This window comes from Prescottella subtropica, from assembly GCF_005434945.1.
Classification (GTDB): Bacteria; Actinomycetota; Actinomycetes; order Mycobacteriales; family Mycobacteriaceae; genus Prescottella; species Prescottella subtropica.
Genome location: NZ_SKCH01000006.1, coordinates 90585 through 110361, shown reverse-complemented (window position 1 = coordinate 110361; position 19777 = coordinate 90585). Strand labels below are relative to the sequence as shown.

The 19777-nt window shown below is 69.6% G+C and carries 18 protein-coding genes; 13 read left to right on the top strand and 5 right to left on the bottom strand.

The annotated features are described in order from the left end of the window. The first annotated feature begins 369 nt into the window (after positions 1–369). From ctaD to E0497_RS08370, 8 genes are all read left to right on the top strand, one after another. Complete coding sequence (gene ctaD / locus E0497_RS08405) at positions 370–2103, top strand: aa3-type cytochrome oxidase subunit I (RefSeq protein ID WP_137724340.1); 1734 nt, start codon at positions 370–372, stop codon at positions 2101–2103. A gap of 137 nt (positions 2104–2240) precedes the next feature. Next, positions 2241–3467: a phosphoserine phosphatase SerB gene (gene serB, locus E0497_RS08400; RefSeq protein ID WP_137724339.1), complete on the top strand. Its 1227-nt coding sequence runs from the start codon at positions 2241–2243 to the stop codon at positions 3465–3467. Then, complete coding sequence (locus tag E0497_RS08395; protein WP_137724338.1) at positions 3464–4225, top strand: peptidyl-tRNA hydrolase; 762 nt, start codon at positions 3464–3466, stop codon at positions 4223–4225. The genes serB and E0497_RS08395 overlap by 4 nt, the downstream gene beginning before the upstream one ends. A gap of 78 nt (positions 4226–4303) precedes the next feature. Then, complete coding sequence (locus tag E0497_RS08390) at positions 4304–5134, top strand: ABC transporter ATP-binding protein (RefSeq protein ID WP_137724337.1); 831 nt, start codon at positions 4304–4306, stop codon at positions 5132–5134. A gap of 55 nt (positions 5135–5189) precedes the next feature. After that, entirely contained in the window at positions 5190–5996 is an 807-nt protein-coding gene (locus E0497_RS08385) for an NUDIX hydrolase (RefSeq protein ID WP_137724336.1), read from the top strand. Positions 5997–6015: 19 nt separating this feature from the next. Continuing rightward, positions 6016–6795 (top strand): enoyl-CoA hydratase-related protein, encoded by a 780-nt coding sequence (locus E0497_RS08380; RefSeq protein ID WP_137724335.1) that lies wholly within the window; start codon positions 6016–6018, stop codon positions 6793–6795. A 141-nt stretch (positions 6796–6936) separates the two neighbouring features. Further along, complete coding sequence (locus E0497_RS08375; protein WP_137724334.1) at positions 6937–7914, top strand: class I SAM-dependent methyltransferase; 978 nt, start codon at positions 6937–6939, stop codon at positions 7912–7914. 18 nt (positions 7915–7932) lie between these two features. Next, positions 7933–9090: a THUMP-like domain-containing protein gene (locus tag E0497_RS08370; protein ID WP_137724333.1), complete on the top strand. Its 1158-nt coding sequence runs from the start codon at positions 7933–7935 to the stop codon at positions 9088–9090. A gap of 5 nt (positions 9091–9095) precedes the next feature. Here the strand turns inward: E0497_RS08370 and E0497_RS08365 are convergent, their stop codons facing one another. Continuing rightward, a complete protein-coding gene (locus E0497_RS08365; RefSeq protein WP_137724332.1) occupies positions 9096–10403 on the bottom strand; it encodes an outer membrane protein assembly factor BamB family protein in 1308 nt (435 codons plus the stop codon). A gap of 126 nt (positions 10404–10529) precedes the next feature. Here E0497_RS08365 and ald point away from each other — a divergent pair, with 126 nt between their 5' ends. The 3 genes from ald (at position 10530) to E0497_RS20965 (ending at position 12923) form a co-directional block, all read left to right on the top strand. Beyond that, positions 10530–11663: an alanine dehydrogenase gene (gene ald / locus E0497_RS08360; protein ID WP_137724331.1), complete on the top strand. Its 1134-nt coding sequence runs from the start codon at positions 10530–10532 to the stop codon at positions 11661–11663. Positions 11664–11775: 112 nt separating this feature from the next. Continuing rightward, positions 11776–12111: a hypothetical protein gene (locus E0497_RS08355; RefSeq protein WP_137724330.1), complete on the top strand. Its 336-nt coding sequence runs from the start codon at positions 11776–11778 to the stop codon at positions 12109–12111. Positions 12112–12188: 77 nt separating this feature from the next. Beyond that, complete coding sequence (locus E0497_RS20965) at positions 12189–12923, top strand: acyltransferase (protein WP_137724329.1); 735 nt, start codon at positions 12189–12191, stop codon at positions 12921–12923. 51 nt (positions 12924–12974) lie between these two features. On the opposite strand, the gene E0497_RS08345 is transcribed toward E0497_RS20965, so the two are convergent. Genes E0497_RS08345 through E0497_RS08335 form a run of 3 tightly spaced genes read right to left on the bottom strand, consistent with a single transcriptional unit; the run spans position 12975 to position 16604 of the window. Then, a complete protein-coding gene (locus E0497_RS08345; RefSeq protein ID WP_137724328.1) occupies positions 12975–14219 on the bottom strand; it encodes a glycosyltransferase family 4 protein in 1245 nt (414 codons plus the stop codon). A gap of 19 nt (positions 14220–14238) precedes the next feature. Then, complete coding sequence (locus E0497_RS08340; RefSeq protein ID WP_137724327.1) at positions 14239–15759, bottom strand: 1,4-alpha-glucan branching protein domain-containing protein; 1521 nt, start codon at positions 15757–15759, stop codon at positions 14239–14241. Between the two features lie 41 nt (positions 15760–15800). Then, positions 15801–16604: a class I SAM-dependent methyltransferase gene (locus E0497_RS08335; protein ID WP_421958321.1), complete on the bottom strand. Its 804-nt coding sequence runs from the start codon at positions 16602–16604 to the stop codon at positions 15801–15803. Positions 16605–16846: 242 nt separating this feature from the next. On the opposite strand from E0497_RS08335, the gene E0497_RS08330 reads away from it, so the two are divergent. Next, a complete protein-coding gene (locus E0497_RS08330; protein ID WP_137724326.1) occupies positions 16847–17647 on the top strand; it encodes an electron transfer flavoprotein subunit beta/FixA family protein in 801 nt (266 codons plus the stop codon). A gap of 44 nt (positions 17648–17691) precedes the next feature. After that, on the top strand, positions 17692–18648 hold the full coding sequence (locus E0497_RS08325; RefSeq protein WP_137724325.1) for an electron transfer flavoprotein subunit alpha/FixB family protein: 957 nt from the start codon (positions 17692–17694) through the stop codon (positions 18646–18648). A gap of 118 nt (positions 18649–18766) precedes the next feature. Here E0497_RS08325 and E0497_RS08320 read toward each other — a convergent pair whose 3' ends face one another. Beyond that, complete coding sequence (locus E0497_RS08320; RefSeq protein WP_137724324.1) at positions 18767–19726, bottom strand: type IV toxin-antitoxin system AbiEi family antitoxin domain-containing protein; 960 nt, start codon at positions 19724–19726, stop codon at positions 18767–18769. Positions 19727–19777: the final 51 nt, after the last annotated feature.

Here is a 19777-nt window from a genome sequence, read left to right as displayed (position 1 = left end):
CGCAACTCCCATACGAATAAGGTGAGGCTTGGGTTAGTAAGGAAGACCTTAACAGTGTGCCGTGGCGAAATCGGTGGATGCCGCCGCTCGAGGCGGACTCGAGAATCCGTCCGATCGCGGGGTTCGTGCCACCCGACACGCGGCAGCATGTCGGGTGTGCGACGGACCGGGGACTAAAGTCCTGCTCGAGGCTCTACGGGCCGGAGGCGGAAGTGCCCGAGTACGACAGGGAGTAGGACCCGGTCAACCGGGCACGAAAGCACCGTCTACGATTCGATGAGCGCAAGCCGGAGAACACCTGCCTCGAGCACGAGGCCGGGGGTTCGGAGCGAGCCTGCGGAGCGACCAAGGGCACATTCAGGAGGATCAGTGACTGCCGTAGCGCCCCAGCCAGTCCCAGAGATAACCGCGAGGCCGTACCCGCCGCGGCAGGGACCGAAGGGCTCGTTCATCCACAAGATGGTGACGACCACTGATCCCAAGGTGCTCGGGATCATGTACCTGGTGACCTCGTTCGCGTTCTTCCTCATCGGTGGCCTCATGGCACTGCTGATGCGTACCGAACTCGCGGTCCCGGGTCTGCAGTTCCTGTCGAACGAGCAGTTCAACCAGCTGTTCACGATGCACGGCACGATCATGCTGCTGCTGTACGCGACCCCGGTCGTGTTCGGCTTCGCCAACTACATCGTCCCGCTGCAGATCGGTGCCCCCGACGTGGCGTTCCCGCGTCTGAACGCGTTCAGCTACTGGCTGTACCTGTTCGGCGCCCTGATCACCACGGCCGGCTTCATCACCCCCGGCGGTGCCGCCGACTTCGGCTGGACCGCCTACACTCCACTGACGAGTGCCGTGCACTCGCCGGGCATGGGCGCCGACCTGTGGATCATGGGTCTCGCCGTCGCCGGCCTCGGCACCATCCTCGGTGGCGTCAACTTCATCACCACCATCGTGTGCCTGCGCGCACCCGGTATGACGATGTTCCGGATGTCCATCTTCACGTGGAACATCCTGATCACCAGCATCCTGGTGCTGCTCGCGTTCCCGATCCTGACGGCCGCCTTCATGGGCCTGTTCGTCGACCGTCACCTCGGTGGCCACATCTTCGACCCGGCCACCGGTGGCGTCCTGCTGTGGCAGCACCTGTTCTGGTTCTTCGGTCACCCCGAGGTGTACATCATCGCGCTGCCGTTCTTCGGTATCGTCTCGGAGATCTTCCCGGTCTTCTCGCGTAAGCCGATCTTCGGTTACAGCGGCCTGGTCTACGCCACCATGGGCATCGGCGCACTGTCGATCGCCGTGTGGGCGCACCACATGTACGCCACCGGCGCCGTGCTGCTGCCGTTCTTCTCCTTCATGACGTTCCTCATCGCGGTCCCGACCGGTGTGAAGTTCTTCAACTGGATCGGCACCATGTGGAAGGGGCAGCTGACGTTCGAGTCGCCGATGCTGTTCTCGGTCGGCTTCCTGGTGACCTTCCTCTTCGGTGGCCTGTCGGGCGTGCTCCTCGCGAGCCCGCCGATCGACTTCCACGTCACCGACTCGTACTTCGTCATCGCGCACTTCCACTACGTGCTGTTCGGCACCATCGTGTTCGCCACGTACGCCGGCATCTACTTCTGGTTCCCGAAGATGACGGGCCGGATGATGGACGAGCGTCTCGGCAAGTGGCACTTCTGGAGCACGTTCGTCGGCTTCCACGCCACGTTCCTCGTCCAGCACTGGCTCGGCAACGAGGGCATGCCCCGCCGCTACGCCGACTACCTGCCGTCCGACGGGTTCACGTTCCTGAACACGTTCTCGACGATCGGCTCGTTCATCCTCGGTGCGTCGACGCTGCCGTTCCTGTGGAACGTGTTCAAGAGCTACCGCTACGGCCAGGTCGTCACCGTCGACGATCCGTGGGGCTACGGCAACTCCCTCGAGTGGGCCACCAGTTGCCCGCCGCCGCGGCACAACTTCACCGAACTGCCCCGGATCCGGTCGGAGCGTCCGGCGTTCGAGCTGCACTACCCGCACATGGTCGAGCGCATGCGCGCCGAAGCCCATGTCGGCCCCGGCAGCCACAAGCACAACGTCGCGGTCCTCGAGGACAGCAAGTCCTGACGGACTCCGTGACACGGTACGACCCGGAAGGCCCCGCCCGATCCCCGCACATCGAGGGAACGGGCGGGGCCTTCCCGTTACATGCACCCGGCTTGGCAGAATGGGTGCGGAATTTTCCTAACGAACGGAGTTTCTCGGTGGGTGCGTCAGACGCCACGGTTCTGGTGACGGTTACAGGTCCGGACAGGCCCGGCGTGACGTCGGTTCTCTTCGGGGCGCTCTCGCGGCACGACGTGAGCCTGCTCGACGTCGAACAGGTCGTGATCCGGGGTCGGCTCACTCTCGGCGTGCTGGTGCAGTGCCCCACCGATCCGGAGGCGCTGCAGGAGGAGCTCGAGGAGGCGATGGACACCGTCGGCATGACCGTCGACGTGGCGATCGGTGCCGACCCGGACACTCGCCAGCACGTCTCGACCCATGCGGTCGTGGTGCTCGGCAGCCCGGTCAGTGCGCGGGCGTTCCGGGCACTGTCGCGGGAGCTGGCCCGGCAGGGCGCCAACATCGACTCCATTCGCGGGATCGCCGACTACCCGGTCACGGGTCTCGAGCTGTTGGTCACCGCGTCGAACACCGACGCCGACGCCGACGCCCGGCTGCGTGCGGGCCTCGCGGAGGTCGCCGCCGGGGAGAACGTCGACGTGGCCGTCGAGCGGGGCGGGCTCGCACGGCGCGCCAAGCGGCTCATCGTGTTCGACGTCGATTCGACGCTCGTGCAGGGCGAGGTCATCGAGATGCTCGCCGCCCGTGCCGGCGTCGAGGACGAGGTGCGTGCGGTCACCGAGGCCGCGATGCGCGGCGAGATCGACTTCACCGAATCCCTGAACCAGCGGGTCGCGACCCTCGCGGGCCTCGACGCGTCCGTCATCGACGACGTCGCCGCCGAGTTGCAGCTCACGCCGGGCGCCCGCACCACGATCCGCACGCTGCGTCGTCTCGGCTACCACTGCGGTGTCGTCTCGGGCGGGTTCCGTCAGGTGATCGAGGGTCTCGCCCACGAACTCGAACTCGATTTCGTGCAGGCCAACACCCTCGAGATCGTCGACGGCAAGCTCACCGGCCGGGTCGTCGGGGACGTCGTCGACCGCGCCTACAAGGCGACCGCGCTGCGCGCGTTCGCCGCCGAGGTCGGGGTGCCGATGGAGCAGACCGTCGCCGTCGGTGACGGCGCCAACGACATCGACATGCTCACCGCGGCCGGTCTCGGTGTCGCGTTCAACGCGAAGCCGGCGCTGCGCGAGGTCGCCGACACGGCCCTGAACTACCCGTTCCTCGACGCGGTCCTGTTCATCCTCGGCGTCACCCGCGACGAGGTCGAGGCCGCCGACGCGGTCGACGGCGGCGTGCGGCGCGTGCCGCTCGCGTGACCGCGCCAGACCCGACGGCACCGTCCGCGTTCGTGGCCCGGCACGCGGTGCTCGCGGCCGGGTACGGCGACCGGCCGGACCCCGCCGATCCGGCGGACGTGCTGGCGATGCCGATCGTGCTGCACATCCCCAAGGCCGATCCGCCGCCGCGGAGCGCGCTGCTCGCGGCGGCGGCGTCGGCGACGGTCGCGCTGTGCCTCGACGAGCGGGTCGGCCCCGACGACGACGGACAGCCGGGACTGTGGCAGGCGCCGTTGCGGGAGTGGGCCGACGCCCGGATCCGTAAGGTGTCGCGGCGGGCCCGCGGTGCCGCGTGGCTCGCCGCGCAGGACGTCGACGGGGTGACCGTCGACGTCGACGGCGCGCAGGCCCGCGCGCTGGTGCCGGGACCGGTCGGGGCGCTCGATCCGAGGATCCGCAAACTGCAGATCGGCGGCACCGACCTCGACGCCGACGAACCCGGTCCGGTGCGCGGCGGCGTCCCGGTCCTGTGGGTGAACGCGGCACTGGGGATGACCGTCGGCAAGGCGGCCGCGCAGGTGGGGCACGCGTCGATGATCCTCGCCGGTGCGATGCCGGTGGATCGAACGTTCGACTGGGCGGCGGACGGGTACCGTTGCGCGGTCCGTGACGCGGACGGGACGCGGTGGGCGGCGCTGTGCGCCGACGTCGCCGCCGGCAGGGCGATCGCGGTCCGCGACGCCGGATTCACCGAGGTGGCGCCCGGGTCGATGACGGTGATCGCGCGCCTGCCGTGACCGGTACGGGCCGATGTGAGCGGGTGCGACGACACGCACACCGGTCCGGTCGGCGCCGACTGTGCCCGGTGCGCGAAGATGGTGATCGTGTCGGAACCAGATCCTGATCTCCTCATCGATTTCGAAGACGTCGTGATCCGCCGGGGCGGTGCGACCCTCGTCGGTCCCGTCTCCTGGCAGGTGGAACTCGACGAGAAGTGGGTCGTCCTCGGCCCCAACGGCGCGGGCAAGACGTCGCTGCTGCGCATCGCGGCCGCCGAGGTCCATCCCACGGCCGGTGTCGCCCGTCTGCTCGGGGAAACCCTCGGCCGCGTCGACATCACCGAGCTGCGTCCCCGGATCGGCTTGTCGTCGTCCTCGCTGGCGCATCGGGTCCCGGCCGACGAGGTCGTCAAGGATCTGGTGGTCTCGGCGGGGTACGCGGTGCTGGGCCGGTGGCGGGAACGCTACGAGGACATGGACACCGAACGGGCCGTCGAGATGCTCGAGAGCCTCGGCGCCGAACATCTCGCCGACCGCACCTACGGGACGCTGTCGGAGGGCGAGCGCAAGCGGGTGCTCATCGCCCGCGCGCTCATGACCGACCCGGAACTGCTGCTGCTCGACGAGCCCGCCGCCGGTCTCGACCTCGGCGGCCGCGAGGAGCTCGTCGCCCGCCTCGGTGATCTCGCATCCGATCCGGATTCGCCGGCGACCGTGCTCATCACGCACCACGTCGAGGAGATTCCGCCGGGATTCACGCACGCGCTGCTGCTGTCGGAGGGGCGGGTCGTGTCGCAGGGCCTGCTCGACGACGTCATCACCGCCGAGAACCTCAGTGCGGCGTTCAGTCAGTCGATCAGCCTGGACCGGGTCGACGGCCGGTTCTTCGCCCGCCGCACCCGGCTTCCGGGCCGACACCGGGCCTGACACGCGCGGCGGGGCGGTGCCGAGACGCGGGTCACTCGGGGCGTAGGTTCCCGATATGGAAACCACGCGCGACTCCGCCGCCCCCGTCGCCCCGAAGGACGCGTCCACCGTCATGCTGGTGCGGGACGGCGCCGACGGTGTCGAGGTGTTCCTGCTGCGGCGGGTCACCGGGATGGCGTTCGCCGGCGGCATGACGGTGTTCCCCGGCGGCGGCGTCGACCCGGGTGACGGCGACGCCGACGTGCGCTGGGCGGGGCCGCCGCCGTCGTGGTGGGCGCAGCGCTTCGGGATCGACGAGTCGCGGGCGAAGGCGTCGGTGTGCGCGGCGGTGCGGGAGACGTTCGAGGAGTGCGGTGTGCTGTTGGCCGGGCCGACGGCGGACACCGTCGTCGCCGACACGTCCGGGTACGCGCAGGCCCGCCGGCAGCTCGAGACCCGCGAATTGTCGTTCGCCGACTTCTTGGCCCGCGAGGACCTGGTGCTGCGCAGCGATCTGCTGCGGCCGTGGGCGAACTGGATCACGCCCGTGCAGGAGGGCCGTCGGTACGACACCCGGTTCTTCGTCGCGGTGCTGCCGGTGGGGCAGCAGGCGGACGGGCAGACGTCGGAGGCCGCGGAGGTGGCGTGGCGGACCCCGGCCGCGGCCGTCGACGACTGGCGGGGCAGCCGTAGTATCCTGCTGCCGCCCACGTGGAGCCAGCTGACGGCACTCGGCGGATACGACGACGTCGACGCGATTCTCGCTGCGCAGCCGGAGATCTCACCGATCCTGCCGGATCTGTCGTTCGTGGACGGCAAGCCGCGCGTGTCGTTCCCGGGGGAATCCGGCTATTACGACACCGGCGCTCTGCCCTGGGGCTGACGACCAGTAGCCTGACCGCATGGCTGAGTTTGTGACCCTCGAGGTTTCCGAAGGTATCGGCACGATCCGTCTCTCGCGTCCCCCGATGAACGCGCTGAACCGTCAGGTGCAGGAGGAGATTCGGGCCGCGGCCCGGCAGGCGACGGTCGACGCGGACGTCGAGGCCGTCATCGTCTACGGCGGCGAGAAGGTGTTCGCGGCCGGCGCCGACATCAAGGAAATGGCGGAACTCGACTTCGTGCAGATGAGCGAGATCATCGCCGACCTGCAGTCGGCGCTCGGCTCGATCGCCGACATCCCGAAGCCGACGGTCGCCGCGATCACCGGCTACGCGCTCGGCGGCGGCCTCGAGCTGGCGCTCGGCGCGGACCGGCGCATCGCCGGCGACAACGTCAAACTCGGTGTCCCCGAGGTGCTGCTGGGCATCATCCCCGGCGGCGGCGGCACGCAGCGACTGGCGCGTCTGGTCGGTCCGTCGAAGGCCAAGGACATGGTGTTCACGGGACGCTTCGTCGGCGCCGAGGAGGCCCTGACGATCGGCCTGATCGACGAGATGGTCGCCCCCGACGAGGTGTACAACGCGGCCCGCGCGTGGGCGTCGCAGTTCACCGGTGCCGCGAGCCGGGCGATCGCCGCGGCGAAGGCCGCGATCGACGAGGGCCTGGACACCGACCTGGCGACGGGCCTGAAGATCGAGCAGCACCTGTTCGCGTCGCTGTTCGCGACGCAGGACCGCACGATCGGCATGGCGTCGTTCGTCGAGAACGGTCCGGGCAAGGCGACGTTCACCGGCAAGTAGCCGCACCGCCCACCTCTCGCGTTTTGCGCACTTGTCGTGGTCCACGCCGTCCGGCGGACAACGACAAGTGCGCAAAACGCGGAGGGAAGAACCGGGAAACTAGAACTTGTTCATCGCTTACCTTTCGGTAGGATTCTCCGCATGACTGCAAGCCCGACAGACCCCGCACCCAACCCGCACGCCACGGCCGAAGAGGTCGCGGCGGCGATGCAGGACACCAAGCTCGCCCAGGTCCTGTACCACGACTGGGAGGCGGAGACGTACGACGACAAGTGGTCGATCTCGTACGACGAGCGCTGCATCGACTACGCGCGCGGACGGTTCGACGCCGTCGTCGGCAGTGACCAGGACCTGCCGTACGAGCGGGCCCTCGAACTCGGCTGCGGCACGGGCTTCTTCCTGCTCAACCTGATGCAGGGTGGGGTCGCGAAGACCGGTTCGGTCACCGACCTGTCGCCCGGCATGGTCAAGGTGGCGCTGCGCAACGCCGAGGGCCTCGGTCTGCCGGTCGACGGCCGGGTCGCGGACGCCGAGCGGATCCCGTACGAGGACAACACGTTCGACCTCGTCGTCGGGCATGCGGTGCTGCACCACATCCCGGACGTCGAGAAGTCGCTGCGCGAGGTCCTGCGGGTCCTCAAGCCCGGCGGCCGGTTCGTGTTCGCCGGTGAACCCACCACGGTCGGCGACTTCTACGCCCGCTGGCTGTCCCGCGCCACCTGGTACCTGACCACCAACGTCACCAAGTTCGGGCCGCTCAACGACTGGCGTCGCCCGCAGACCGAACTCGACGAGTCGTCGCGCGCCGCGGCGCTCGAGGCGGTCGTCGACATCCACACGTTCGATCCGGCGGATCTCGAGAAGATGGCCCGTTCGGCCGGAGCCGTACAGGTGCATGCCGCGTCCGAGGAGTTCACGGCCGCGATGCTCGGCTGGCCGGTCCGCACGTTCGAGGCGGCCGTCCCGGAGGGCAAGCTCGGCTGGAACTGGGCCAGGTTCGCGTTCGGCGGCTGGAAGGCGCTCAGCTGGGTCGACGACAACGTCATGAAGCACATCGTTCCGAAGGGCTTCTTCTACAACGCGATGATCACCGGCGTGAAGCCGGGCGCCACCGACTGATCGATTCGTTTCGATACTGTGGGATACGACTTCACACTCGACGACGTCGACTACCTGCGCAGCGACGACGGTGTCGCCGCGCTGGCCGAGACGGCGGAGTCGGAACTGTCCACGCGTACGCGCCTGGCCGACATCGGCCGGGCGCGTACGCGTTTCGGTGATCGCGCCGGCATGCTGATCGAGACGGTGCTGCTGCGACGCAAGGCGGAGACCAAGCTCGACGGCGGCGCGTCGTGGTTGCTCACCGACGACGCGGTGCAGCAGGCCACCCCGTCGATCGTGGCCCGCCGCCGCGGGGTGCGGTTGGCAGGCCGACGCGTCCACGACGTCACCTGCTCGATCGGCGCCGAGTTGTCGGCGCTGGTTCCGGTGGCGGACACCGTGATCGGCAGCGACCTCGACCCGGTCCGGTTGGCGATGGCCGTGCACAACGTGCCCGGTGCGACGCTGCTGCGGGCGGACGCGTTGCGCCCGTGCACCCGCGACACCGTCGTGATCGCCGATCCGGCCCGCCGCTCCGGTGGCAGACGCACCCACGATCCGGCGGCGTTGATGCCGCCGCTGCCGGATCTGCTCGACGTGTACGCCGGCCGCGACCTCGCCGTGAAATGTGCTCCGGGACTGGACTTCGACCGTCTCGGCTGGGACGGTGAGGTGGAGATCGTCTCGCTCGACGGCGGGGTGCGCGAGGCGTGCCTGTGGTCGCCGGGACTGTCCGGGGCCGGGGTGCGCCGGCGGGCGAGCGTGCTGCGGTCGGACGGCACCGCGTGGGAGATCACCGACGCCGAACCCGACGACATCCCCGAACGGGAGCCGGGGGAGTGGATCGTCGACCCGGACGGTGCGGTCGTGCGGGCCGGGCTGGTCCGGCACTATGCGGCCCGGCACGGGCTGTGGCAGCTCGATCCGCGGATCGCGTACCTCACCGGCGACCGGGTGCCCGACGGGGTCCGCGGATTCCGGGTCCTCGCGCAACTCAAGTACACGGAAAAGGCGCTGCGGCAGGAACTGTCGGCCCGCGACTGCGGGTCGGCGGAGATCCTCGTCCGCGGACTCGACATCGACCCGGCGGTGCTGCGTCCGCGCCTGAAACTGCGCGGGTCGACGCCCCTGTCGGTGGTGCTCACCCGGATCGGCCGCACCCCGGTCGCGTTCGTGTGTGCGGCGCGGGACTGAGACGGCTACCGCAGGACGAACAGTTCGCCGATGAGGGTGGGGGTGAGGATCTCGCCGTCCGGCCCGATCGAGACACCCGCGGTGAAACCGGTGGCGCCGGTGAGGACGTCGGTGTCGAGGGTGCCGCCGGTGGCGGTGTCGAACGTCAGCAGTGCGACACCGCCGTCGCCGTCGCGTACCGTCGTGTACCCGATGCCGCCCGCGGTCTGCGCGGCGCCACCAACCGGAGTGAGATCATCACGCTCCCAGGCAGTTTCGACGCTCTCGCCGCGGTCCCGGAGTGCACGCAGCCGCGCATTCCCGCCACCGGCGGGGACGATCAGACCGTCACGGGAGACGGACGGTCCGCCGAGCGGGCGGTAGCCGAGGTCGTGACTCCACATCGGGGTGCCGTCCTCGGCGTCGACGGCCCACAGGTGCCCGGCGTTGTCGCCGGCGTACACGGTGGCGCCGTCCGCGGACAGGACGGGGGCTCCGGCGGGGCCGTCGTCGAGGGTCGTCGTCGACCACACGGGTTCGATGCGGGGATTCTCGCCACCGGTGTACCGCATCGCGACGAGGTCGGCGCGCGTCGATCCCGGCCGGGTGAAGGTGAGCACGAACCGGCCGCCGGCGAGGTCGATCGCGGGCGGGTTCGCGACGGGGCAGGCCGGGCCGCCGTCGAAGCACGCGTCCAGTCCCAGCCCGTTCGGGATCGGGTCGACGTTCGCGTCCTGCGTGTACGACGCGGGCGGGATCAGGTCGTACGGTGCGGTGACCCGACCACCGGTCTGCGGGTCGAGGACCATGATCTGCCCGAGATGCGTGACGAACAGCAGCTTTCCGTCGCCGGTGAACTGCGCGGACAGCGGTGTCCCGGTCACCGGGGTGAACCACCGCAGCTGGCCGCGCTGATCGAACGAACTCATCGCGCCCTCGGTGCCGACGTACACGTTGGTCTTGTCGTCGACCACCGGCGACGACGTCGCCGCACCCGGCCCGACCCACGTGCACCAGCGTTTGCGGCCCGCGTCGATCTGGAGCGACAGCAGGTTGCAGCCCTCGGTGGCCTGCGACGTGAGGAAGATCTGTCCGGTCGCGGCCACCGTCGCCCGCACCGGGGTCGGGGCGCCCACCGGCCGGGACCACGCGAACTCGGGTGCATCGGTTCCGGTGACGCTGCTCGTGCCGCTGTTGCGGGCGTCGGCGTGCATGCCCGGCCAGCCACCCGAGCCGAAGACGTTCTCGGTGCCGGTGTCCGCGGTGCATCCCGCGAGTAGGAGGGCCGAGACCGCCGTCAGCGTTGCCGCCGACGACTGGAGGGCGCGCCGCATTACATCTCCTCGAGTCGGAATCCGATCGGACGAGACTATCCCGGCCACGATTTCGCGTCGGAGGACCGTCCCCGACGTCGAATCGTGGGACGCTCGAAGCACGCTCGGCCGGGTGGAGGAGGCGTCATGCGCATCGGTGTACCGAAGGAGATCAAGAACGGCGAACTGCGGGTCGCGCTCACCCCACTCGCGGTGACCGAACTGCGGGCGCAGGGGCACGACGTACTCGTCGAGAAGGGCGCCGGTGACGGATCGTCGCTCCCGGACACGGATTTCGCCGCCGCCGGGGCGCGGATCGTCGACACGGCGGACGACGTGTGGGCGTCGGCGGACCTCGTCGTGAAAGTGAAGGAGCCGCTGCCCCCGGAGTACGGGCGGATGTGCCGCGGCCAGGTGCTCTTCACGTACCTGCATCTCGCGGCATCCCTGGACTGCACCGAGGCCCTGCTGTCGAGCGGGGTCACCGCCGTCGCCTACGAGACGGTCGAGCGGGCCGACGGCTCGCTGCCGCTGCTCGCGCCGATGAGTGAGGTCGCCGGCCGGCTCGCCACCCAGGTGGGCGCGCACGCGTTGCAGGCCACCGCCGGCCCGGACGGGCTGCGAGGGCGGGGGATCCTGCTCGGCGGGGTGCCGGGGGTGCCGCCGGCCCGGGTCGTCGTGATCGGTGCCGGCAGTGCCGGGACGCAGGCGACGGCCGTCGCCGTGGGAATGGGTGCCCGGGTGGCGGTGCTGGACCGGGACGTCGACCGGTTGCGGGCGGCGCACACCCGGTTCGGGTCCCGGATCGCGACGGCGGTGTCCACCCGCACCGAACTCGAGGCCACCCTCACCGACGCCGACCTGGTGATCGGCGCGGTACTGGTCCACGGCTCCCGCGCCCCGCACCTCGTCTCGTCCGATCAGGTGTCGCGGATGGCGCAGGGCAGTGTCCTGGTCGACATCGCGATCGATCAGGGCGGGTGCTTCGAGGTGTCCCGTCCGACGACGCACGACCATCCGACTTTTTCGGTTCACCATTCGATCGTGTACGCGGTCCCCAATATGCCGAGCATTGTTCCCCATACATCCACCCATGCTTTGGTAAATGTCACGCTGCCGTACGTGTCGGCAATCGCCGGCCGGGGATGGCGCGACGCGATGGCGACGGATCCGTCGCTCGCGATGGGACTCAATACCTGGTCGGGGCAGGTGACGCACGCCCCGGTCGCGCTCGCGCACGCGCTGCCGTACGTGCCGGTCGAGAATGCGCTGCGCGGTTGAATCGGGCAATCGGGCGAATTTCGTGGATGCACCCCGGTGTGTCCCGGAATTGTTGTCGATCGTTTACATATTCTGCAGCGACACGCCGACCGGAGTTGTATCTAATAGCGTCATGACGTCGGGAACGGGGAACGAATCCGCGATGCGGATGCAGGAAACGGATTATCTGCTGGGCTCACCGGCCGCCGGCCGCTTCGTCGCCGTGGCCCTGGTCGCCGGCATCGCGGTGGGGGTCGGTATCGCCCTGACCTCGCTCGTCGCGGCGGTCGTCACGGCCGTCGTCGGAGCCGTCACCGCGTATGCCACTGCGCACGACGACGACTGGGCGTTGCGCCGGCACCGTCGCCGCGCACGCCGACGGCACGTCGCCGTCGAACCACGGTGGGCGGACCGGTCGTGGAGCGCACAGTCGTGGGGCTCCGGCAGCGTCGGACGTCACGCCGCATAACGGACACCCGCACCGATCGCGGCGGTACGCGGGCCACGTGACGGGGCACACAGCGCCGGTCCGTAGGCTTGTCGACCATGACGAGCATGTGGGGCGCACCGTTGCGCTCGAGGTGGCGCGGATCCCGTCGACGGGACAGCGATCAGGCACGGTTCCTGACGGTGGCGTCGGCGAAGTGGGTGATCGCGAACAAGGCGTACACGCCGTGGTACCTGGTCCGCTACTACCGTCTGGCCAAGTTCAAACTGGCCAACCCGCACATCATCACGCGCGGCATGGTGTTCCTCGGCAAGAACGTCGAAATCCACTCCACCCCAGGGCTGTCGCGCATGGAGATCGGCAAGTGGGTGCACATCGGTGACGGCAACGCGCTGCGCTGCCACGAGGGGTCCCTGCGGATCGGCGACAAGGTCGTGTTCGGCAAGGACAACGTCGTCAACACCTACATCGACATCGAGATCGGTGCCTCGACGCTGGTCGCCGACTGGTGCTACATCTGCGACTTCGACCACCGCACCGAGGACATCACCTACCCGATCAAGGACCAGGGCATCGTCAAGGGTCCGGTCCGCATCGGCCCCGACACATGGATCGCCGCCAAGGTGACCGTCCTGCGCAACACCCGCGTCGGCCGCGGCTGCGTCCTCGGCGCCCACGCCGTCGTCAAGGGCGAGATCCCCGACTTCAGCATCGCCGTCGGCTCCCCGGCCAAGGCCGTCAAGAACCGCCGGGCCGACTGGGAGTCCGGCGCCGAGGACCGCGCCAAGTACATCGCCGCGCTCGAGGACATCGCCCGCAAGAAGGGCACGTAGTGCCCCGTGCGCCTTTTTGGTAGTGGGCACTACCAAAAAGGCGCACAGGGCCTACCTCCCGGGAAGGGGGCGTTCCGGAATTGTCGGACGCGACAACGGGTGTCGGACGCGACGTTTGGCGGCGGCGTACACCTGCACGGTCTCCTCGGCGACCTTGCCCCAGTCGAAGTCGGCGGTGAGCCGGTCCCGGGCCGCCTGCGCCCGGGTCTGGGTGGTGTCCGGGCCGTCGAGGGTGCGGCGGACCGCGCTGGTGAGCCCGTCGACGTCGCCCGGCGCGAAGGACAGTCCGGTCACGCCGTCGACGACGGCCTCGCCGAGACCGCCGGCGGTGGACGCGATGAGCGGGGTGCCGGCGGCGGCGGCCTCGAGTGCGATGATGCCGAACGGCTCGTAGCGGCTGGGCAGCACGATCGCGTCGGCGCCGTGCAGCCAGCCGAGCAGGTCGTCGTGGTCGAGGTTGCCGAGGAACGTCACCGACCGGGCCACCCGGTGGGTGCGGGCCTGCTGCTGCAGCCATTCGAACTGGGTGCCTTCACCGGCGATCGCCAGCGTCGTGCCGGGATGGGTGCGGCGGATCTTCGGCAGTGCCGCGATGGCGTCCTGGATGCCCTTCTCGTATTCGAGCCGGCCCACGTACAGCAGGGTCGCCGGACCCGAGCGGGGCGCCCGCGGACGGTAGTTCCAGGTGGTGACGTCGATACCGTTGCGGATCACCGTGATCGGTGGCAGCTCCGGGCCGTACAGTGCGGTGACCTCGTCTTCCATCGACGCCGAACACGTGATGATCGAGTCGGATTCGTTGGCGAGCCACCATTCCACCGAATGCACCTGACGGTTGATCTTCCCGGAGATCCAGCCGCTGTGCCGTCCGGCCTCCGACGCGTGCAGCGTCGAGACGAGCGGGACGTCGTAGAACTCGGCCAGTGCGATCGCCGGATGCGCGACCAGCCAGTCGTGGGCGTGCACGACGTCGGGCTGCCAGCCGTCCCCGATGCCGCCCTTCGACAGGGCGACACCGGCCCGGACCATCGCGTGCCCCATCGCGAGCGTCCACGCGAGCATGTCCTCGCCGAACACGAAGTGCGGGGCGTCCTCGGCGACCGCGACCACCAGCACACCGTCGGCGATCTCGGTGACCGTCGGATGCGTCGACGAGTCGGTGCCCGTCGGACGCCGCGACAGCACGACGACCTCGTGGCCGGCCGCGGCCAGCTCGGTCGCGAGATGGTGGACGTGCCGCCCCAGCCCCCCGACCACGACGGGCGGGTACTCCCACGACACGATCAGAATCTTCATCTCTTGTGCTCCCAGCGGATCAGACGGTCGCGGTGTCGCGGCCGGGCAGTCGCCGCGCGTCGAGTGCGGCGAACAGTCCGTCGGCGGCGTTCCAGCCGTCGGCGAGCCGGTGGGCCGCGTCGACACGTCCGGATGCGACGGCGTCGGCGATCTCCCGCAATGCGTGTGCGTGCTTGTGGGCCCGGTCGCGGGCGTATCCCGCGGCCGAATCCTTGCTGACCATGAAGGCCCAGTCGCTCGAGACTGCCATCAGCGTCTCACGCAACATCTGGTCGTGGACCCGATTGCGCAGTTCCGGGGTGCCCGGATGCGCGTCGCGGTCCTTGTCGATCGTATCCAGTGCGGTCTGTACGACCTCGGCGTTGAGCCGGACGAGGTCCTGCACCTGATCGCCGGCCCACACCCGCCAGTCCTTGCCCGACCCCCACGACGAGTCCTGCAGTTCGACGGGTGCGCCGACGTAGCCGCGGGCGCGCGCGTCGGCGAGGGTGCCGATCTCGATACCGGCCTCGGGCAGCGCCCGCAGCACCTTCTCGAGCCACTGCGGGCCCTCGTACCACCAGTGCCCGAACAGTTCGGTGTCGAACGCCGCCACCACGAGGGCGTCCCGGCCGATGCGGGCGGATTCGCTGCGCAGCCGACGCCGGACGGTCTCGACGAAATCGTCGACGTGCCGGTCGACGGCCGCCGCGGCCAGCGCCGGATCGTAGGGTGCCTTCTTGTCCGACGGCGTCGTCCGCGACGTGACGCGGGCCGGTTTGAGACCGGTGTCGTGGTCGTACGTGTGGAAGTCGCGGTAGGCGGCGTGCCCCGGATAGCCGTCCTTCGGCGACCACACCCGGTACGACACCTCGAGGTCGCGGCCGAACGCCACGACATCCGAGTTCCATACCGGCCGGCCGAGGGACGTGTCGCCGCGCAGGGCGGGGCCGTCGACCATGAAATGCGAGACGCCCGCCGCGGCGTAGCCGGTCTCCATGCCGGGCGTGTACCCGCATTCGGGCGCCCAGATCCCGGACGGGGTGTGTCCCCAGCGGGCGTGGGCGTCGGCGAGCCCCTCGGACAGGGAGAACGCCCGCAGCCGCGGATCGAGCAGCGGCTGGAACGGGTGCGCGAGCGGACCGCCCAGCAGTTCGAACGCGTCGGCGTCGATCAGCTCCCGAAGAACCGCGGAACCACCGTGGCGCCACCGGGTTTCGAAGTCCGCGAGCGCGACCGTGGACGCCCGGTGCTCGTGCGCACCGAGCTCGCGCAGCGACGCCGACGGCATCCCCGCCGCCTCGTGGGCCCGCAGCTGCCAGTTGCCGAGCCAGTGGTGCATGCCGTCGAGGCAGTGCGGGTCGTCGAGCTGCGCCGCCAGCACCGGGGTGATGCCGAGAGTGAGCAGCCGGCTGCGGCCCTCGTCGGCGAGGCGCCGCAGCACCGACGTCACCGGCAGATACGTTGCGGCCCACGACTGGTAGAGCCATTCCTCGCCGACCGGCCACCTGCCGTGGTTCGCCAGCCACGGCAGGTGCGAGTGCAGCACCAGAGCGAACATGCCGGGCTCCCGCGTTCCCCCTGAAACACCGTTCACGGCAGTCACTTCCGGGGATCCTTGACGGCGATCGCGACGAGGTCGAGGCTCGCGTCGATGTCGGCCTCGCGCAGCACGAAGTCGTCGACGCCGATGCCCTCGACGTCGCGGCACAGGTCCTCGGGCCACGGCTCACCGGCCAGTGCGCGTTCGATCTGTGCGTCGATGAACGACCCGCCGTGCTTGGCGTCGAGCTCGCGCAGCCGCGGCCCGTGGTGGACGCCCGTCATGAGCTCCACCCGGAAACCGGCGTCGACCAACAGTTCGGTCAACTCGGCGGCATTGAGCTCACGCGTGTGGAACGGATTGAGCGGCGTGTCCCGGCCGGGGGAGAACGTGATCCGGTTGGGGGTGCTGATCAGCAGTTCGCCGCCGTCGCGCAGCACCCGGTGGCACTCGCGCAGGAACTGGCCCTGATCCCACAGATGCTCGATCACCTGGAAGTTGACGACCGTGTCGACCGAACCGTCCGTGAGCGGCAGCTCGGCGAGATTGCCGTGCACCATCTCCACCCGCGGGTAGCGCGCGCGGACGTGCTCGACCGCGGAGATGTCGTAGTCGAGACCGGTGACCGCGGCGGCTACATCGACAATCATGTTGGCGCCGTAGCCCTCTCCCGATCCGGCCTCGAGGACGTCGCGCCCGGCGCAGCGGGGGAGCAGATCGCGGTAGACCACCTCGTGACGGCGGAACCAGTAGTTCTCCTCCGGAATTCCGGGCACGGTCCGCTCGCCGGTCAGGGGCAGCGTGGGGGCGGTCGGCTCGCCGACAGAAGACATGGTCGGCTCGCCGACTGTGGATTCGCTCACCTCAGCGAGGTTAGTGGCCGCTCTCGGACACCTGTGAAGGTGGTTCACATCACAGCGATCGAAGCGGGGGGCGACGGTTATGGTGAGACCGGATTTCACAAAAGTTACTCGTGAGTAACTTAGTGTGAGGTAACGTGTCGCACAGCCAACGTGCGACGAAAATTACTTACGAGAGCTCGGCACACGTCGCGGAGTGTCTCGCGAACATCAGCCGGCTACACACAGGAGGTCGACGAAGACCCATGACGAACATCGTCGTTTTGATCAAGCAGGTCCCCGATACGTGGTCCGAGCGCAAGCTCACCGACGGCGACTTCACGCTTGACCGTGAGGCCGCAGACGCAGTGCTCGACGAGATCAACGAGCGCGCCGTCGAGGAAGCCCTCCTCATCAAGGAGAAGGACGGCGGCGAGGTGATCGTGCTGTGCGCCGGTCCCGACCGCGCCACCGACGCCATCCGCAAGGCGCTGTCCATGGGTGCCGACAAGGCCGTCCACGTCAACGATCCGGCGCTGCACGGCTCCGACGCGGTCCAGACCGGCTGGACGCTGGCGGCCGCACTCGGCCAGATCAGCTTCGAGAACGGTGAGGCCGCCGACCTGGTCATCGCCGGCAACGAGGCCACCGACGGCCGTATCGGCGCCGTCCCGGCCATCATCGCCGAATACCTGGGCCTGCCGCAGCTCACCCAGCTGCGCAAGCTGACGGTCGCCGACGGCACGGTCACCGGCGAGCGTGAGACCGACGAGGGCGTCTTCGGCCTCGAGGCCTCGCTGCCGGCCATCGTCTCGGTCACCGAGAAGATCAACGAGCCGCGCTTCCCGTCCTTCAAGGGCATCATGGCTGCGAAGAAGAAGGAAGTTCAGGTCCTCACCCTGGCTGACCTGGGCGTCGACCCGGAGACCGTGGGTGTCGCCAACGCCGGCACCACCGTCACCGCGTCCACCCCCAAGCCCCCCCGTACCGCTGGCGAGCGCATCGCCGACGAGGGCGACGGCGGCACCAAGATCGCCGCGTACCTCGTGGGCCAGAAGATCATCTGATCGAGCCCCTCGATACCAGCAGACAAGACAGGGAGAAGTAAGCAATGGCAGAAGTACTGGTGCTCGTCGAGCACGCCGAGGGTGCCCTCAAGAAGGTCAGCACCGAGCTCATCACCGCAGCCCGCGCGCTCGGTGAGCCGTCCGCCGTCGTCACCGGCCCGGCCGGCACGGCCGCCAAGCTGGCCGACGCACTGGCCGCCGCCGGTGCCGCGAAGATCTACGTCGCCGAGTCCGACGACATCGAGGGCTACCTCGTGACCCCCAAGGTCGGCGTCCTCGAGAACCTCGTCGAGACCGCCGGCCCCGCCGCCGTCGTCGTCGCCGCCGGCACCGAGGGCAAGGAGGTCGCCGGACGTCTGGCGGCCCGCATCGGCTCCGGCCTGCTGTCCGACGTCGTCGACATCAAGGCCGACGGCAGCGTCGTCCACTCGATCTTCGGTGGCGCGTTCACCGTCGAGGCCAAGGCCAACGGCGAGGTTCCGGTCATCTCGGTCCGCCCGGGTGCCGTCGAGGCCGCCCCGCAGGCCGCGGCCGGCGAGCAGGTCGTCGTCGAGGTTCCGGCCCAGGACGAGAGCGCCGTCAAGGTCGTCTCGCGTGAGCCGATCGTCGGTGGCGACCGCCCCGAGCTCACCGAGGCGTCCGTCGTCGTCTCCGGTGGCCGCGGTGTCGGTTCGGCCGACAAGTTCTCGGTCGTCGAGGAGCTCGCCGACTCGCTCGGTGCCGCTGTCGGCGCCTCGCGTGCCGCGGTCGACTCGGGCTACTACCCGGGCCAGTTCCAGGTCGGCCAGACCGGTAAGACGGTCTCCCCGCAGCTGTACATCGCGCTCGGCATCTCCGGTGCCATCCAGCACCGTGCCGGCATGCAGACCTCGAAGACCATCGTCGCGGTCAACAAGGACGAAGAGGCCCCGATCTTCGAGATCGCGGACTTCGGTATCGTCGGCGACCTGTTCAACGTCGCCCCGCAGCTGACCGAGGCCGTCAAGGCCCACAAGGGCTGACGCCCCCCCGCTCGGCAACCGTCGCCCCGTCACCGCTCTCGGTGGCGGGGCGTCGTGCTGCCCACAGGCTCCCGCGCGCGACTTGACGTCCCGCGCGCGCAATCGTGCGCGCACGGCGTCAACTTGCGCGCAGCGTCTCCCCGAGAGGGCGGGGTCGGACGGCCGCGCGGCGCATCGCCCGGTGGATGCGGGCCTCGATCACCGGCGGGCGTGCGAGGTCTTTCCACACCCAGCGCACCACCTCCCACCCCGCGTCGCGGATCCGGTCCTCGCGCTGCTTCTCCGCGAACACCGCATCGCCCGGGTCCTGGCCGTCGCGAAGGTACTTGCCGTACTTCACCTTTCCGTCGAACTCGCCGACCACGCCGAGATCGTCGAACAGGAAGTCGACCCGCCCGAGGAACCGGCCGTCCGGGTCGAGGAGCGATGCCTGCAACTCCGGAGCCGATACCTCCAGTCCGGCGAGCGCGACGCGACTGCGGGACTCGCCGACGCTCTCGCTGCGCCCGTCGAGGAAACCGAACGCCCGCAGCGCCGCGGGATGGCCGGGACGTCGATCGGCGTAGGCCAGGGCGTCCGCCAGATCGCCGGGATGCACCGATCCGGTGTGGAGCGCGGCATCGCCGACGACGATCGCGGACTCGAACGGAACCGTCCGGCACAGATCGGCGACGGTGCGGGCGAGTGAGGTGACCCGGATCCCGTTCGCCTCCACGACGTCCCGATCGGTCAGCGGCGCACAGTGCGAGTGCAGCAGCCGAGTACGACGACCGCCGGACGTCCGGGCCCGCGTGACGTGCACCCGGTCGAGTGGGATCCGCCACAGTGGCAACCCGTGCAGGGCAGCGGCCGACTGGTGGCTGACGACGGCGCCTCCGCTCACCTTCGGCAGCGTCGCCCGGACGAGTTCCAGGTGCCGCTGCGACGGTTCGAGTCCGGCGTGGGTGTCGCGGTCGAGGTAGGCGCCGGGGCGCAGTCTGCGCAGCCCTCCGGTTCGGCACAGGGTCCGGATCTCGGCGTCGGTGTAGCCGCGGGCCAGGGCGTCGCTACGGCGGAGCAGTCGCGGGGTCTCGGTCATGGAATTCATGGTGGAGGGTCAGCAGGCGCCTGCGCGAGACCCGTTTCGGGA

What these genes read in the sequence shown, in the direction of transcription:
- E0497_RS08380 (WP_137724335.1), top strand. Translation starts at nt 6,016, where the DNA reads ATGGCTGAGTTTGTGACCCTCGAGGTTTCCGAAGGTATCGGCACGATC.
- E0497_RS08390 (WP_137724337.1), top strand. Translation starts at nt 4,304, where the DNA reads ATGGTGATCGTGTCGGAACCAGATCCTGATCTCCTCATCGATTTCGAA.
- ald (WP_137724331.1), top strand. Translation starts at nt 10,530, where the DNA reads ATGCGCATCGGTGTACCGAAGGAGATCAAGAACGGCGAACTGCGGGTC.
- E0497_RS08340 (WP_137724327.1), bottom strand. Translation starts at nt 15,759, where the DNA reads ATGTTCGCTCTGGTGCTGCACTCGCACCTGCCGTGGCTGGCGAACCAC.
- E0497_RS08365 (WP_137724332.1), bottom strand. Translation starts at nt 10,403, where the DNA reads ATGCGGCGCGCCCTCCAGTCGTCGGCGGCAACGCTGACGGCGGTCTCG.
- E0497_RS08385 (WP_137724336.1), top strand. Translation starts at nt 5,190, where the DNA reads ATGGAAACCACGCGCGACTCCGCCGCCCCCGTCGCCCCGAAGGACGCG.
- E0497_RS20965 (WP_137724329.1), top strand. Translation starts at nt 12,189, where the DNA reads ATGACGAGCATGTGGGGCGCACCGTTGCGCTCGAGGTGGCGCGGATCC.
- E0497_RS08330 (WP_137724326.1), top strand. Translation starts at nt 16,847, where the DNA reads ATGACGAACATCGTCGTTTTGATCAAGCAGGTCCCCGATACGTGGTCC.
- E0497_RS08355 (WP_137724330.1), top strand. Translation starts at nt 11,776, where the DNA reads ATGACGTCGGGAACGGGGAACGAATCCGCGATGCGGATGCAGGAAACG.
- E0497_RS08320 (WP_137724324.1), bottom strand. Translation starts at nt 19,726, where the DNA reads ATGACCGAGACCCCGCGACTGCTCCGCCGTAGCGACGCCCTGGCCCGC.
- E0497_RS08345 (WP_137724328.1), bottom strand. Translation starts at nt 14,219, where the DNA reads ATGAAGATTCTGATCGTGTCGTGGGAGTACCCGCCCGTCGTGGTCGGG.
- E0497_RS08325 (WP_137724325.1), top strand. Translation starts at nt 17,692, where the DNA reads ATGGCAGAAGTACTGGTGCTCGTCGAGCACGCCGAGGGTGCCCTCAAG.
- E0497_RS08375 (WP_137724334.1), top strand. Translation starts at nt 6,937, where the DNA reads ATGACTGCAAGCCCGACAGACCCCGCACCCAACCCGCACGCCACGGCC.